Genomic DNA, 14,096 nt, shown 5'->3' with positions numbered 1-14,096 from the left:
ACGTACGTACGAAACGAAGCTCACGGAGACGAGTGACCATGGCAGCCAACAACCGCCGCATGTCCGGCAAGAAGGGCGCGCAGGTCGGCAGTGGCGGCCAGCGGCGCCGTGGCCTGGAGGGCAAGGGCCCGACCCCGCCCGCCGAGATGCGCAAGGGCCACAAGAAGAACCGCATCGCCACCGCCAAGGCCAAGCAGGCCCAGCGCCGTCCGGTGGCGCGCGGCCGGGGCGGCAGGGGCACGTCCGAGATGGTCGTCGGCCGCAACCCGGTCGTCGAGGCGCTGCGCGAGGGCGTCCCGGCCTCCACCCTCTACGTCCAGCAGTTCATCGACAACGACGAGCGGGTCCGCGAGGCACTCCAGCTCGCCGCCGAGCGCGGTGGCATCAACCTCATGGAGGCCCCGCGCCCCGAGCTGGACCGCATGACCAACGGCCTCAACCACCAGGGCCTGGTCCTCCAGGTCCCGCCCTACGAGTACGCGCACCCCGAGGACCTCGCGGAAGCGGCCGCCGACGAGGGCGAGGACCCGCTGATCGTCGCCCTCGACGGGGTCACCGACCCGCGCAACCTCGGCGCGGTCGTCCGGTCCGTCTCCGCGTTCGGCGGGCACGGCGTGGTCGTGCCCGAGCGCCGCGCGGCCGGTATGACCGCCGGTGCCTGGAAGACGTCGGCCGGTACGGCGGCCCGTACGCCCGTCGCCCGCGCCACCAACCTGACCCGGACGCTGGAGTCGTACAAGAAGGCCGGCATCGTGGTCGTCGGCCTCGCCGCGGACGGCGAGCACGAGGTAGGCGACCTGGAGGCCCTGTCCGGCCCGGTCGTCATCGTCGTGGGCAGCGAGGGCAAGGGCCTGTCCCGGCTGGTCGGCGAGACCTGCGACTTCCGGGTCCGCATCCCCATGCCGGGTGGCGCCGAGTCGCTCAACGCGGGTGTGGCGGCGGGCATCGTGCTGTACGAGGCGGCGCGGCAGCGGGCCTGACGGCGGTACGGGGCGGGTCGGGAGCGGGCCAGCGGTCGTGTGGGGCCGGTCGGCGGCGGGCTGGCGGCCGTGTGGGGCGGGCGGACGGCGGGCCGGCGGCCTAACGGGGCTGCGCGGCGCCGAGTTGAACGGGTGTCCGAGACCTCGCCCGCACGGGGTGATTCCGGCGTCCGGGACATCCTTGACGGGGTCCGGACACATCCGGCGGGTCAAAGCAGTGTCCTAACTCCACGTCACTCGGTTAGATGAGTGTGGACACCAGAACACCCCGCACACCCACGGGGGACCGCTCCTCGGGATTCCGCTCCGGATTCGCCTCCGGTCCCGACGACGCTCCCGCGCTGAGCATGGTGAAGGTGCCGAGCGATCCGGCGCAGGTCATCGTCAACCACGCGAGCTTCCGCGTGCAGCTGGGCGCATCGACACGGCGTACCCCGTCCCCCCGGGTCGCACGGCACCTGAGCGCCACCGAGGACACCGCGCGCATCCCGGTCGCCGCCCCGGCGGGCAGGGCGGGGGCGGCACCCGGCCGTCGCCGTCCGGTCGTCTGGAGCGGCCGGTCCGCGCCCGACGACACCGGCGCCCACCGGCTGCTCCAGGCCGTCCGGGGCGGCAGCGTCCGGCACGTCGACGAGTCCGCCGAACCGGCGGGCGCGACCCAGGTCATCCCGCGCCTCGGCGACGGCTACCACGCGCTCGAACAGACCGTCGAGACGCCGACGGTCGGCCACCCCCGGTCCCCGGCCTCCGGCGAGAACCGGCTGCTCCCGAACCTGCCGGCGGTGGGCAGCGCCTACGACGACCTCACCTACGGCGAGCCCGGCTACGGCGAACCGGCCTACGCCGACGACGAGTTCGAGGACTTCGACGAACCGCGGTCGGCCCGGCGCGCCGGTGACGGCGACCCGGCCCGGCACGCTTACTACCCGGGCCGCCGGATGAACCTGGGGGTGGTCCTCCTCCCCCTGCGCATCTTCCTCGGCTTCATCTCCATCTACGCCGGCATGGGCAAGCTCTGCGACCCCGTCTACTTCGACGGCGGCAAGCGCGGCTCCATGGTCAAGTGGCTCAACACCCTGCACCCCTGGGAAGTCGCCGAGCCGCTGCGCCAGTTCGCCCTGCACCACCCCGTCGGCTCGGGGCTGGTCATCGCCTTCGCGCAGGTGATCGTCGGCGTGCTGACGGTCCTCGGCTGCTGGCAGCGGGTGGCCGCGGTGCTCGGTGCGCTGCTCTCCGCCGCGCTCATCGTCACCGTCAGCTGGAAGACGGTCCCGGCCTACGACGCCCCCGACATCATCTACCTCGCCGCCTGGTCCCCGCTGATCATCGCCGGTGCGCCCGTCTACTCCGTGGACGGCCGACTGGCGGCCAGCGCCTGGCGCCGTCTCGGACCCCGCTCCGACATCTGGGACCTGCGCGCCTACGTCCTGCGCCGGGGCGCTCTGATCACGGCCGTCACCGTCGGCCTCACCCTCCTCATCGGCTCGCTGCTGGGTGGCGCGGTCCGCGACTCCAGCCGCGTGATCGTCCCCGGGCCCGGTGAGGCGCCCCGCAACAACCTCCCCGGCACCACGCTGCCCGGCGAGTCGACCAAGCCCCGCCGCCAGGCTCCGCCGGCCTCCACGGCTCCCTCCGGGGGCGCGACGTCCAGCCCCTCCCGGTCGGCGGCCACCCCGAGCGCCGACAGCAGCACGAGTGGGGCCACCACCACGACGCCCAGCGAGACCCAGGGGACCACGGGGCAGGCCCCGCCCCAGCACACCGCTCCGGCGCCGACCACAGCGGGGCCCACCTCAGGCGGCACCGCCACGGGGGGCGCCTCCACCGCCGGTGGCACCGGCAACAACACCGGCAGCACCGGCGGCGGCGCCTCCTCCTCAGGCCAGCCAGGCCTGGTGGGCGGCCTCCTCGGCTGACCCCCTTCCAGACCGGTCCGCCGCCGTCGACCGCGGCCCGCAGGGGCTCGTCGCGCAGTTCCCCGCGCCCCTTTTCGGGGCCGGTGCGCCGTCGTCGGCTGCGGGCCTGCGGGGGCTCGTCGCGCAGTTCCCCGCGCCCCTTTTCGGGGGCGGTGTGTCGTTGTTGGGTGCGGGTCTGTGGGGGCTTGTCGCGCAGTTCCTGGCGTGCCTTTCGGGGGCGCCTCTTCGGGGTGCTTCGGCAGCGCCCCGCCAGGGGCGCGGGGAACTGCGCGGCGAGCCCCAGCGGACCGGCAGTCGACGATGGTCCTTCGCCACCCCGAAAAGGGGCGCGGGGAACTGCGCGATCGGCCACTGTCTGCCCGCAGGCGGCGAACCGGCGGCAACCGCCCCCTCTCTTCGGCCTACCGCCCCAGCGAGGCCAGTTCCTTCGCCGCCTCCGTCAGGTCCTTCGCCGTGTCGATCGCCCGCCAGTACGCCCCCTGCGGGATGGGGAACCCGGCCAGTCGCCGGCTGCGTGCCAGGTGCGGGAACGTGGTCCGCTCGTGGTCCCCGCGCTCGGGGAGCAGCGCGGCGAACTCGGGAGAGAAGACGTACACCCCGGCGTTGATCTCGAACGTCGACGGCGGTGCCTCGATGAAGTCCGTGATGTGACCGAAGCCGTCCGTCTTCACCGCGCCCCACGGAATCCGCGGCCGCGCCAGCGCCAGCGTCGCCACCGCGTCCCGCTCCGTGTGGAAGTCGGCCATGTCACGCAGCGAGAACCGGGTCCAGATGTCGCCGTTCGTGGCGTACCACGGCCCGTCGGGGCGGGGGAGATGCGCGGCCGCGTACCTCAGGCCGCCGCCCCGGCCCAGCGGCTCGCTCTCGACCACCGTCGTGACGGACAGCGGCAGGTCGGCCGTCGCCAGCCACTTCTGCAGGACCTCGGCGAGATGGCCGCAGGAGACCACCACGTCCGTGACGCCCTCCTCGGCGAGCCAGGTCAACTGGTGGCCGATGATCGGCGTGCCCGTACCCGGGATCTCGACCATCGGCTTGGGCCGGTCGTCGGTGTACGGACGAAGCCGTGAGCCCTGGCCACCGGCCAGGATCACGGCTTGAGTGGGGCGCAACGCGGCGTTCGGATGGGTCATGCCCGAACTGTACGACGCGCCCCGGGGTCGGCTTCCCGCCGCGGGCGGCCCCTTAAGGAGCCGTTACCCACTTCCCAACCGGTGTTCAGCTGTGCGCCGCCAGCACGCCGGACGCGAAGGACGTGTCGCAGACCGGGCGGGCGTACGACTGGGCGCGGGAGGCGCCGTAGATGCGGACCGCGGCCCGGCCCAGCGCGCGGGCGATGGACGTGCAGTGCTCCGCCAGCGACGGGTGGCCGTTCACCGCCTGCTGGAGGTGGGTGAGGACCTGGCCCGGGTTCTTGTCCTGGAGCTCGGTCATCAGCTGGTCGCGCAGCACGTCCTGCGGGGCCTGGGAGACGGCCTTGGAGGAGACGTGCACGTCGGTCACGTCGGTCGCGGTGAGCACCGAGCTCCGCGGGGACCCGGTCCAGTTGACGCGGGTGACCGCGAGGGTCCCGGAGAGCACCAGGACGACGGGCAGGACAAGGGCGAGGGTGCGGCCGATCCGGCGGGCAGGGCCGCCCCGGTGGCCGCGTCGCGTCTGAGGGGTGGTGGAGTGCTTCACGCGTGTGAGGGTAGCGTGCGGTAATGATTTGGCGACATTTAGTCACCGGTTCGGGGGATGGTGAAGTGCTGTGTCGCGGGTACGGGGTTGACGCACACCGCTCGAAAACCACCCGCTTGCCGGGGTAAATCAGGGCAGTGGAAAGGGCCCCGCAGCAGGCTGCGGGGCCCTTTCCGTCAACCTGGGTGAATTCACCCTGGTCAGAGGTTTGTTTCCGGGACGCGCTCCGAGTCGGAGGCGGGCGGAGGTCAGTCCGAGAGACGCTCGCCCGTGGACGTCGAGAACACGTGGGTCTCGCCCGGCCGCGGCACGACGTGCAGCGTGGCGCCCTTCTCCGGGACCGCGCGGCCGCTGACGCGGACGACCAGGTCCTTGAGCTCGTCACCGACCTTGGCGCTGCCGTAGACGTAGCCGTCGGCGCCCAGCTCCTCGACGACGTTCACGGAGACCGCGAGACCGGCCGGGGCGTCCTCGGTGTCCTTGGAGAGGGCGGACGCGGCCTCGCCGTTGTGCTCGACGACGTCGAAGTGCTCGGGACGGACGCCGACGGTCACCGTGCGGTCGCCCTTGTCGGCGGCGGCCTTGAGGGCCTCGCGGTTGACCGGCACCACGCTGTTGCCGAACTTCACGCCGCCGTCGGTGATCGGGACCTCGACCAGGTTCATGGCGGGGGAGCCGATGAAGCCGGCGACGAAGAGGTTGGCCGGGCGGTCGTACATGTTGCGCGGCGAGTCGACCTGCTGGAGCAGACCGTCCTTGAGGACCGCGACCCGGTCGCCCATCGTCATGGCCTCGACCTGGTCGTGGGTGACGTAGACGGTGGTGATGCCGAGACGGCGCTGCAGGGACGCGATCTGCGTACGGGTCGAGACACGGAGCTTGGCGTCCAGGTTGGACAGCGGCTCGTCCATGAGGAAGACCTGCGGCTCACGCACGATCGCGCGGCCCATCGCGACACGCTGACGCTGACCACCGGACAGGGCCTTCGGCTTCCGGTCCAGGTACTCGGTCAGGTCGAGGATCTTCGCGGCCTCCTCGACCTTCTGCCGGATCTCCGCCTTGTTGACGCCGGCGATCTTGAGCGCGAAGCCCATGTTGTCGGCGACCGTCATGTGCGGGTAGAGGGCGTAGTTCTGGAACACCATGGCGATGTCCCGGTCCTTGGGCGGCAGGTGCGTGACGTCGCGGTCACCGATGCGGATGGCGCCGGCGTTGACGTCCTCCAGGCCCGCGAGCATGCGCAGCGAGGTGGACTTTCCGCAGCCCGACGGGCCGACCAGGACGAGGAACTCGCCGTCCTCGATCGCGATGTCGAGGCCGTCGACGGCGGGCTTGGTGGAACCCGGGTAGATCCGGGTCGCCTTGTCGAACGTGACAGTGGCCATGGCTCAGAGGCCCCCTTCTACCGGCAGGAACGTGCCGGACGATCCGTTGTAGGAAGGTGGTTGGTGTAGCTCACTCGGGTAGCCCACGCGAGTGAACCGGATCAGGACGGTACCTGGCGTTCACCCCGTATGTCAGTACCTGGAGCCCTGTGAACTTCGCGGAAATTTTCGACAGGCCCCGCCCGGGACGTGGGTACACTGCACTGGCACGCACCCCTGGTGCGCGTACGCCTCCTTAGCTCAGCTGGTCAGAGCGCCGCTCTTGTAAAGCGAAGGTCGTCGGTTCGAATCCGACAGGGGGCTCCTACGACATGGGCACCGCCGCATCACGCGGCGGCGCCGCCAGTGCTTCGACTGGCGGCGCTGCCTGTGACCGCCCCTGGGCGAGAGGTCAGGGAACGATGTAGTTCGCGGCGCGGAACAGCTCGTACCACTCGGCGCGGGTCAGCGGGACGTCCGATCCGAGGGCGGCGTCCGTGACGCGCTGCGGTGTGGTGGTGCCGATGACGACCTGCATCCGGGCGGGGTGCCGGGTGATCCAGGCGGTCGCGATGGCGATGGCGGGCACGCCGTACTTCGCCGCCAGGCGGTCGATGACGGCGTTGAGTCCGGCGTGGCGCTCCGAGCCGAGGAACGGTCCGTCGAAGAACCCGGCCTGGAACGGCGACCAGGCCTGCACGGTGATGTCGTGCAGGCGGCAGTAGTCGAGGAGTCCGTCGTCGCGGCTGACCGACTGCTCCAGGCCCTGCATGTTGGCCGCGACGCCCTGCGCGACGAGCGGAGCGTGTGTGATCGACAGCTGGAGCTGGTTGGCCACCAGCGGCTGGGTGACGTAGCGCTTCAGCAGGTCGATCTGGCGGGGCGTGTGGTTCGAGACGCCGAAGGCCCGCACCTTGCCCGCCGTCGCGAGTTCGTCGAAGGCCCGCGCCACTTCCTCGGGTTCGACCAGCGCGTCGGGTCGGTGCAGGAGCAGGATGTCGAGGTAGTCGGTGCCGAGAGCCTTGAGCGAGCCGTCCACGGACTCGACGATGTGTTCGTAGGAGAAGTCGAAGTACGGGCCCTCGCGGACTATGCCCGCCTTCGACTGGATGATCAGCTTCTCGCGCTGTGAGGCGCTCAGCTGCATGGCCTCGGCGAAACGGCGCTCGCAGCCGTGCAGTTCGCTGCCGTACACGTCGGCGTGGTCGAGGAAGGTGATGCCGGCGTCCATCGCGGCGGCAAGGAGTTCTCGCACCTCTGCGTCGCTCTTGTCCTGGATGCGCATCAGGCCGAGCACGATGTTCGGGACGACCATCTCGGTGCCGGGCAGCTTGAAGGTTTTCACGGTGGGTTCCTTGTCCGTAAGCGGTGCGTGGTGCCGGTACCGGGCGTCTCAGGCCGCCGACAGGCGGGAGATCTGCTCGGGAGTCAGCGTGACGTCGGTGGCGGCGGCCGAGTCGCGGATGCTCTCGGGACGGGAGGCCCCGGGGATCGGCACCACCACGGGTGCGAGGGCGAGTTCCCAGGCCAGGGTCACCTGGTAGACGCTGACGCCCACCTCGTCGGCGACCTCCTGGAAGACGGTGTGCCGCGCTGAGAGCGCGGGCGCGCCGGCGATGCCGCCCAGCGGGCTCCAGGGCAGGAACGCGATGCCGAGTTCGGCGCAGTGTTCCAGCTCGCCCTGGCTTGAGCGGAAGCTGGGCGAGAACTGGTTCTGGACCGAGGCCAGCCGGCCGCCCAGGATCTCGTTCGCCTCGTCGATCTGGTGAACGGTCGCGTTCGAGATGCCCGCCATGAGGATCACGCCCTCGTCCAGCAGGTCACGGATCGCACCGACGGAATCGGCGTACGGGACGCGAGGGTCGGGGCGGTGGAACTGGTACAGGCCGATCGCCTCGACGCCCAGGCGTCTGGCCGACTCCTTGGCGGCCTGCTTGAGGTGGGCCGGGTCGCCGTTCACGGTCCAGCTGCCGTCACCGGGCCGCAGGTGTCCGCCCTTCGTCGCGACGAGCACGTCGCCCGCTCCCGGGCCGTACTCGCGCAGCGCCTGGGCGATCAGCTCCTCGTTGTGTCCGACCTCGCCGGCGTCGCGGTGGTACGCGTCCGCTGTGTCGATGAGCGTGACACCGGCGTCGAGCGCGGCGTGGATCGTCGCGATCGATCTGCCGGCGTCGGGCCGGCCCTCGATGGACATCGGCATACCGCCGAGCCCGATCGCCGACACCGTGCGTCCGCCGATCGTGCGTTGCTTCATCGAACGTCTCCTCCGGATGTGGAAGACAGAAGACAGGTGGCCGAAGCCTTCTCGTCCGAAGCCGTCTCGCGCGGTCGTCTCGCGCGGGGTCCTCGCTTACTGAAGGCCTGCCTGGGCGAGCCTAGGAACCGATGATTCACAAGTCCAACAGTCGCTCTTCATGACATTCAGAAGCGCGATGGATGAATGGAGCGGGGCGTGGGCGGCAGGCTGCCCACGCGTGCGCTTGGTCCGCACGGCGAGGTCTCGGGCCGGCGTACGGGGTCAGCCGTTGACGGTATGGCCTCGCGCTCAGCCGGTGACCGGCTTCGTCGGCCTGCTGGTCGCGGTGCCGTCCTTGTGGCCGGTGCGGTGGGCGGTCACCTTCACGGTGATCTTCTTGCCCTTCTGGGCCGCCTTCAGGGTCAGCGTGGACCTGGTGGCCCCGCCGATCGCCCTGCCGTTCGCGTACCACTGGTACGCGTACGAGGTCGCCGCCGGGCTCCAGGTGCCGTGCGCCGCCGTCAGCTTCTTCCCGACCTTCGCCGTGCCGCCGACGGCCGGCGCCTTGGTGGCCCTCGGTGCCTCTCCCTTCGCGACCGTCACCGCGGCCGAGGTCGCCGACCCGCTGGCCCAGCCGCTCCGCACGGCCGTCACGGTCACCGTGAGCTTCCTGCCGAGCAGGGACGCCGGGACGGTGTACGAGGCGGCGGTGGCCCCGGCGACGGCCTTGCCGTCGGCGTTCCACTGGTACGTGTAGGAGGTCGGGGCCGCCGACCAGCTCCCGGTCGTGGCCGTGACCTTGGCGTCGACCCCGGCGGTGCCGGTGATCTTCGGAGCGGCCGTGCCGGTCAGCCGGGGCTGGGTGACCGTGAAGCCGCCGCTCTGGTACTCGCAGCAGAACGACAGCACGCTGACGGTCCAGTCGCCGACGGCCGCGCCGGTCAGGTCCAGGGTGGCCGTCACCGAGCGGTTGTCCGCGGCGACCGAGTCGGCCTTCGCGGAGATCGTCCGGCCGGACAGGCTCAGCCGTACCACCGTGTCCGGGCCGAGCGCGGTGCCGGTGACCGTCACCTTCACCTTCGTGCCGCTCACCCCGGTGGCCGGGCTGATCCCCGTGACGCTCACCCTGTCGGTGCCGCAGAGGGGGGACGAGCAGGCCAGCCGGGCGCTGTAGGCGGTGCTGGACGCGGTCTCGGGCAGGCCGAGCAGGAACACGGTCGGGGTGGCCGCCGCGGACGAGCCGAGCGTGGCGCAGTCGTAGCCGTCGCCGTCGCCGTCCGTACCGAGGTAGTGGACGCAGCCGTTGCGCCAGGACGTCGGGTTGTACAGCGCCGGTACGGCCGTGGCGGTCGCGCCGGTGGTGTCCTTGATGTCGGCCGAGAAGTGGTCGAGACCGGAGGTCGGCAGGACCGCGCAGACGGCGCTGTGCGTCTCGTCGAGGGTGCCGGTGACCGGGCCGTACCCGTACGACACCGACGGGACCCTGGTGCACTCGGGTGCCGGGCCGTCGGCGGTCGCGATGCGCAGGGCGTCCAGGTGGTACACGGGGGAGGCCTGCTGGCCGGCCGGGGTCTGGACGAGGACCTGGTGGGTGGTGGAGCCGGTGACCGCGCAGGCGCTGTTGCGGTAGGAGCACTCGGACGTGCCGTCGCCGCCGAGCACCATGAGGTTGGCCTTGCCCAGCGCGTCCCGCACGTTGACGTGGAGCACGTCGGTGGCGGCGGGCGTGGTGACCTGGACGCAGTCGACGGTGCCGGCGGCGCCGTAACCGCGCTTCACCGAGGGGCCGCCGACCTTGGCCGCCGAGGTCCTCGCGCAGCCCACCGAGGTCGCCGAGGCGGTGACGTCCCGGCGGGTCAGCGTGTACGCGGCCGCCTTGTCCTGGCCGGTGACCAGCACGGTGTGGGCCTTGCCCGGGGTGAGCGGGCAGACGGTCCAGCCGTTGGTGGTGGCGTAGCGCTCGCAGACCTTCTTGCCGGTGGAGTCCAGCACCGAGAACTTCGCGGGTGCGTCCCCCGAGGTGGCGGTCAGCTGGAGCAGCTCGGCGCCGGTGTGGGCGTCCGCCGGGATGCTCAGGCACTGCGAGAAGGCACCGCCGCCGGTGGTGAACGTGGCCTTCGCGCCGTCGGCCGTGAAGCTGCCCGCGGGCAGCACGGGGCAGCTCTCGGGGGCGTCGGTGCGGTGCAGGGCGATGCCGTAGGGGCCGGTCGCGCCCTCCGCCTGGTATTCGCTGTGCAGCAGCACGCGGTAGGGCGCGGTGCCGGTGAGCGCGCAGTCGCCGTCCGCGAGGGCCTGCGCGTCGCACTGGGCGGTGCCGTCGGCGTCGACGACCTCCACGTCGGCGTCGACACCGGCGGAGACGAGCGGGGTGAGGGCGGCGATCCGGGCGTTGTGCGGGGCGGGCAGGGTCAGGCAGTCGTACTGGCCGGGCGTGCTCAGCTCGCCCCGGTGCAGGCCGTACCCGGTGGTCACGCATCCGGCGTCGGAGGCTCGGTCGAGGACGATCACGCCCTGGCGGGCGGGGCCCTCGGGGATCGCGGTGTAGGTGCCGGCGGCGGGCACCCGGCACGGGTCGGTGTCGGAGCGGCACACGGTCCTGCCGTCCGCGCCGTAGACCTGGACCGGGCCGGTGCCGCGGTCCTCGTTGACGTAGTGGACGGTGTAGGGGCCGGCCTTCCCGGCGGTGAAGGTGGAGCAGCCGCCGACCGTGAGGTCCTGCGGGTCCAGGACGCCGTACGGGCGGACCGGGGCGGTGGTGCAGCCCTGCGGGTCGTTCAGGCGGCGGGCGGCGACCGTGTACCCGGCCGGGAAGCCGTTCTCCGCGTAGGTGACCTGGGAGATCACCCGGTAGGGGCCGCTGCCGGTCAGGACGCAGCTGTCCTCGTCGTCCTCGGGGAAGCGCGGGCAGATGCGGGCTCCGGTCGCGTCGGTGAGCCATGCGACGGTGCTGCCGTAGACCGACGTGGCGGCGGTGAGGCGGATGCGCTCGCCGGCCTGCCCGGTGAAGGGCTGGCAGTCGACCTCGGCCGGGCTCACGGCGGTGCGGGTGGCGGGCGGCTGGTCCCAGCCGGTGCCGGCCGGATCGAAGCACCCCGGGGTGGCCGACCCGAGCGGGACGACGGTGAGCGTCGAGGCGGCGGGGTCCCAGCCGGTGTTGACGACCTTGAGCGTGTAGGCGCCGGCCGCGGGCAGGTCGCACCAGCCCTTGACGCTGTACTCGTTGTCGTAGCAGTCGAGTTGGGTGCCGTCGGCGGTGTACAGCTGGGGGTACAGGTCGCTGCTGCCGGCGCCGAGGGAGACCAGGTGCAGGCCGGGCGCCTCGGCAGTGAGGGTGAAGCAGGTGCTGCCGTCGGCCGGCACCGACACCTTGGCCTCCGCGTCCCCGGGGTCGCCGAAGGGCGCGAGGGCGAGCGGCGCGCACACCGGGTCGTCGGCGCGGGCGGACCCGGCGCCGGTGAGGGTGAGCAGTGCGGTGAGCAGCGATACGACGAGGACCGTCACGGCGGTGAGCCGCCCGGCTCTCACTGTCGTACCGGAACCGGTGCCGGGTCCGTGAAACACCATCAGTTCCCCCCCTGGAATGCGAATGTTGGGCCGATGGTCGCACACAGGTACGACACAGCCTCAACGGGTTTCCAGGGGCGCCCGCGCGGGGTGTGACCTCAGTGCCGCCCCGCCACCCGGTCCGCGATCCGGGCGAGTCGGGAGGAGTCCGTGCTCGGGCGGAGCCGTTCGCGCTGGTCGGCGGCGCGGTAGGTGGCGTACATGCCCTGGACGCCGAGCCAGCGGAAGGGTTCCGGCTCCCACTTGCGGACCTTGTGGTTCACCCACGGCAGCTCGGTCAGGTCGGTGCGGCCGGCCTGCCCGGAGTCGAGCTGGACGAGGTCCCGGAGGGTGCGGGCGGCCAGGTTGGTGGTGGCGACGCCGGAGCCGACGTAGCCGCCCGCCCAGCCGAGCCCGGTGGTGCGGTCCAGGGTGACGGTCGCGCACCAGTCGCGGGGCACGCCGAGCACGCCCGACCAGGCGTGCTCGACCGCGACACCCGCCAGGGACGGGAAGAACCGCACGAGGATCTCCCGCAGCGCCTCGACCGTGGCCTCCTGTGTGCGGCCGTCGTTGTCCGTCCGCGACCCGAACCGGTACGGCACCCCGCGCCCGCCGAGCGCGATCCGCCCGTCGGCCGTGCGCTGCGCGTACATGTACGCGTGCGCCATGTCCCCGAGCGTCTCCCGGCCCTCCCAGCCCACCGACGCCCACTGCTCTTCGGTCAGTGGCTCGGTGGCGATCATGGAGGAGTTCATCGGCAGCCAGGTGCGCTTCTGGCCCTTGAGGCTCGCGGTGAAGCCCTCGGTGCAGCGCAGGACGTACGGGGCGCGGACCGTGCCGTAGGGGGTGACGGCGTGCCGGGGGCGGACCTCGGTCACCGGCGTGGACTCGTGGATGACGACGCCGAGCGCTGCCACGGCCGCCACCAGGCCCTTCACCAGCTTCACCGGGTGCAGCCGGGCACCGTGCGGGGTCCACGTGCCGCCCACCGCGTCGGCGACGCGGATCCGCTCCCGGGTCTCCCCGGCGCCGTACAGCTCGCGGTCCTTCTCGCCGTACGACAGCTCGTGCTCGTGGAAGGCCTTCAGGCGGGCCAGCTGGGCCGGGGTGGTGGCGACCTCCAGGACGCCGCCCTTGTGCAGGTCGGCGTCGATGCCCTCGGCCGCGGCGACCGCCACGACCTCGTCGACGGTGTCGTTCATGGCCTTCTGCAGGCGTACGGCGGCCTCGCGGCCGTGCAGCGCGGCGTACCGGTCGCGGCCGGCGATGCCGTTGTAGAGCCAGCCGCCGTTGCGGCCGGAGGCGCCGTAGCCGCAGAACTTCTGCTCCAGGAGGGTGATCCGCAGGAAGGGGGCGGCCTTCTTCAGGTAGTACGCGGTCCACAGGCCGGTGTAGCCGCCGCCGACGATCACCACGTCCGCCGTGGCGTCACCGGCGAGCGGCTCCCGTACCGACGGGAGGCCGTCGTCCGCGTACCAGAAGGAGATGCCGCCGTTCACGACGCCGCGTGCCGCGCCGCCTGCCGATCTGCTCATGACCTGGACGCTAACCCCTGAGACCGGCCAGTGTCTCCTTCGGATTCCATGCTTTTCCGCGCCCCCTGACCAGCGGCCGGCAGCCGAGGCCGATCAGCGCGGCGACGAAGTGTCCCAGGTCGGTGAAGGTGGGCGACTCGGTCAGTGGCAGCCCGTAGACCAGCAGCACGGCCACGATGTAGGGATACCGCCACGGCGTCGCGATCCGGTACGCGAGCACCGCGATCACCCCGGCCAGCGCGTAACTCACCCCGATGTCGAGGGTGTTGACCGCGGAGTGCGGGGCGAGGCCGTCGTGGATCCCCTTCAGCAGCGCGCCCTCGCTGATCAGGGTGGCGAGGACGTGCGCGGTCACGCACACCACCAGCCAGCGGGCCGTGCCCAGCCAGCGTTCCGCCGGCGCGTGGAAGACGGTGTAGAGGAAGGCGTACGGCAGCCAGTGTCCGCCGTCGATCCACATCGCGCTGGCGACCAGCACCCGCACCGGGTTGTCCGACAGCTCCCGGATGTTGGTGGACCGCTGCCGCAGGAACTGCTGCTCGAACTGCGGCGACATGTGGTGCAGGGCGACGGTGGTCACGAAGAGGATCGCCAGCCAGATGTACGTACCGGGGGCGCTGCGGACGTACGCCCACACCGCGCCGCCGAGGCCCCGGAAAAATCGCATGAGGCGATTCACGCACGATCGGATCGACGGGCGGTTGATTGACATTCCGAATGTCGGGGTCCGCTCGGCGGTCCGGCGGCCGCGGCGCCGTCGTGGCCGAGCAGCCCCCGCGACGCGCACGCGGCATTGAGCGTGAACCTCCGCACCCCCAGTGCTGCGCCGGGCCGCCGCC

The 14,096-nt window shown here is 72.0% G+C and carries 10 protein-coding genes and 1 tRNA gene; 3 read left to right on the top strand and 8 right to left on the bottom strand.

Features of this window, described 5'->3' with window-relative positions; translation table 11 throughout:
- The first annotated feature begins 38 nt into the window (after positions 1 to 38).
- Together rlmB and AB0M11_RS02445 are read left to right on the top strand one after the other, a co-directional pair.
- On the top strand, positions 39 to 980 hold the full coding sequence (gene rlmB, locus AB0M11_RS02450; protein ID WP_365700487.1) for a 23S rRNA (guanosine(2251)-2'-O)-methyltransferase RlmB: 942 nt from the start codon (positions 39 to 41) through the stop codon (positions 978 to 980).
- 245 nt (positions 981 to 1,225) lie between these two features.
- Positions 1,226 to 2,896 carry a DoxX family protein gene (locus AB0M11_RS02445; RefSeq protein WP_365700485.1) on the top strand — a complete coding sequence of 557 codons (1,671 nt, stop codon included), beginning with the start codon at positions 1,226 to 1,228 and terminating at the stop codon, positions 2,894 to 2,896.
- A gap of 401 nt (positions 2,897 to 3,297) precedes the next feature.
- On the opposite strand, the gene AB0M11_RS02440 is transcribed toward AB0M11_RS02445, so the two are convergent.
- From AB0M11_RS02440 to ugpC, 3 genes are all read right to left on the bottom strand, one after another.
- Positions 3,298 to 4,029 (bottom strand): nucleotidyltransferase family protein, encoded by a 732-nt coding sequence (locus tag AB0M11_RS02440; protein WP_365700483.1) that lies wholly within the window; start codon positions 4,027 to 4,029, stop codon positions 3,298 to 3,300.
- Positions 4,030 to 4,114: 85 nt separating this feature from the next.
- Complete coding sequence (locus tag AB0M11_RS02435) at positions 4,115 to 4,576, bottom strand: hypothetical protein (protein WP_365700481.1); 462 nt, start codon at positions 4,574 to 4,576, stop codon at positions 4,115 to 4,117.
- Between the two features lie 248 nt (positions 4,577 to 4,824).
- A complete protein-coding gene (gene ugpC / locus AB0M11_RS02430; RefSeq protein WP_365700479.1) occupies positions 4,825 to 5,961 on the bottom strand; it encodes a sn-glycerol-3-phosphate ABC transporter ATP-binding protein UgpC in 1,137 nt (378 codons plus the stop codon).
- 229 nt (positions 5,962 to 6,190) lie between these two features.
- Here ugpC and AB0M11_RS02425 point away from each other — a divergent pair.
- Positions 6,191 to 6,264 (top strand) — tRNA-Thr (locus AB0M11_RS02425).
- An 88-nt stretch (positions 6,265 to 6,352) separates the two neighbouring features.
- Here the strand turns inward: AB0M11_RS02425 and AB0M11_RS02420 are convergent.
- The 5 genes from AB0M11_RS02420 to AB0M11_RS02400 form a co-directional block, all read right to left on the bottom strand.
- Positions 6,353 to 7,285: an aldo/keto reductase gene (locus AB0M11_RS02420; protein ID WP_365700477.1), complete on the bottom strand. Its 933-nt coding sequence runs from the start codon at positions 7,283 to 7,285 to the stop codon at positions 6,353 to 6,355.
- A 48-nt stretch (positions 7,286 to 7,333) separates the two neighbouring features.
- Entirely contained in the window at positions 7,334 to 8,194 is an 861-nt protein-coding gene (locus AB0M11_RS02415; protein ID WP_365700475.1) for an aldo/keto reductase, read from the bottom strand.
- 291 nt (positions 8,195 to 8,485) lie between these two features.
- Entirely contained in the window at positions 8,486 to 11,740 is a 3,255-nt protein-coding gene (locus tag AB0M11_RS02410; RefSeq protein WP_365700473.1) for a Tat pathway signal protein, read from the bottom strand.
- A gap of 98 nt (positions 11,741 to 11,838) precedes the next feature.
- Complete coding sequence (locus AB0M11_RS02405; RefSeq protein ID WP_365700471.1) at positions 11,839 to 13,257, bottom strand: FAD-binding oxidoreductase; 1,419 nt, start codon at positions 13,255 to 13,257, stop codon at positions 11,839 to 11,841.
- Positions 13,258 to 13,267: 10 nt separating this feature from the next.
- Positions 13,268 to 13,924 (bottom strand): rhomboid-like protein, encoded by a 657-nt coding sequence (locus AB0M11_RS02400; RefSeq protein ID WP_365700469.1) that lies wholly within the window; start codon positions 13,922 to 13,924, stop codon positions 13,268 to 13,270.
- Positions 13,925 to 14,096 lie beyond the last annotated feature (172 nt).

Origin of the sequence: Streptomyces sp. NPDC051987, from assembly GCF_040680735.1 — a bacterium.
GTDB lineage: Bacteria > Actinomycetota > Actinomycetes > Streptomycetales > Streptomycetaceae > Streptomyces.
This window is presented reverse-complemented; position numbering and strand designations above follow the sequence as displayed.

Coding starts and splice junctions, on each gene's coding strand:
- AB0M11_RS02410 (WP_365700473.1), bottom strand. CDS start 11,740: ATGGTGTTTCACGGACCCGGCACCGGTTCCGGTACGACAGTGAGAGCC.
- AB0M11_RS02400 (WP_365700469.1), bottom strand. CDS start 13,924: ATGCGATTTTTCCGGGGCCTCGGCGGCGCGGTGTGGGCGTACGTCCGC.
- AB0M11_RS02405 (WP_365700471.1), bottom strand. CDS start 13,257: ATGAGCAGATCGGCAGGCGGCGCGGCACGCGGCGTCGTGAACGGCGGC.
- rlmB (WP_365700487.1), top strand. CDS start 39: ATGGCAGCCAACAACCGCCGCATGTCCGGCAAGAAGGGCGCGCAGGTC.
- ugpC (WP_365700479.1), bottom strand. CDS start 5,961: ATGGCCACTGTCACGTTCGACAAGGCGACCCGGATCTACCCGGGTTCC.
- AB0M11_RS02415 (WP_365700475.1), bottom strand. CDS start 8,194: ATGAAGCAACGCACGATCGGCGGACGCACGGTGTCGGCGATCGGGCTC.
- AB0M11_RS02440 (WP_365700483.1), bottom strand. CDS start 4,029: ATGACCCATCCGAACGCCGCGTTGCGCCCCACTCAAGCCGTGATCCTG.
- AB0M11_RS02445 (WP_365700485.1), top strand. CDS start 1,226: ATGAGTGTGGACACCAGAACACCCCGCACACCCACGGGGGACCGCTCC.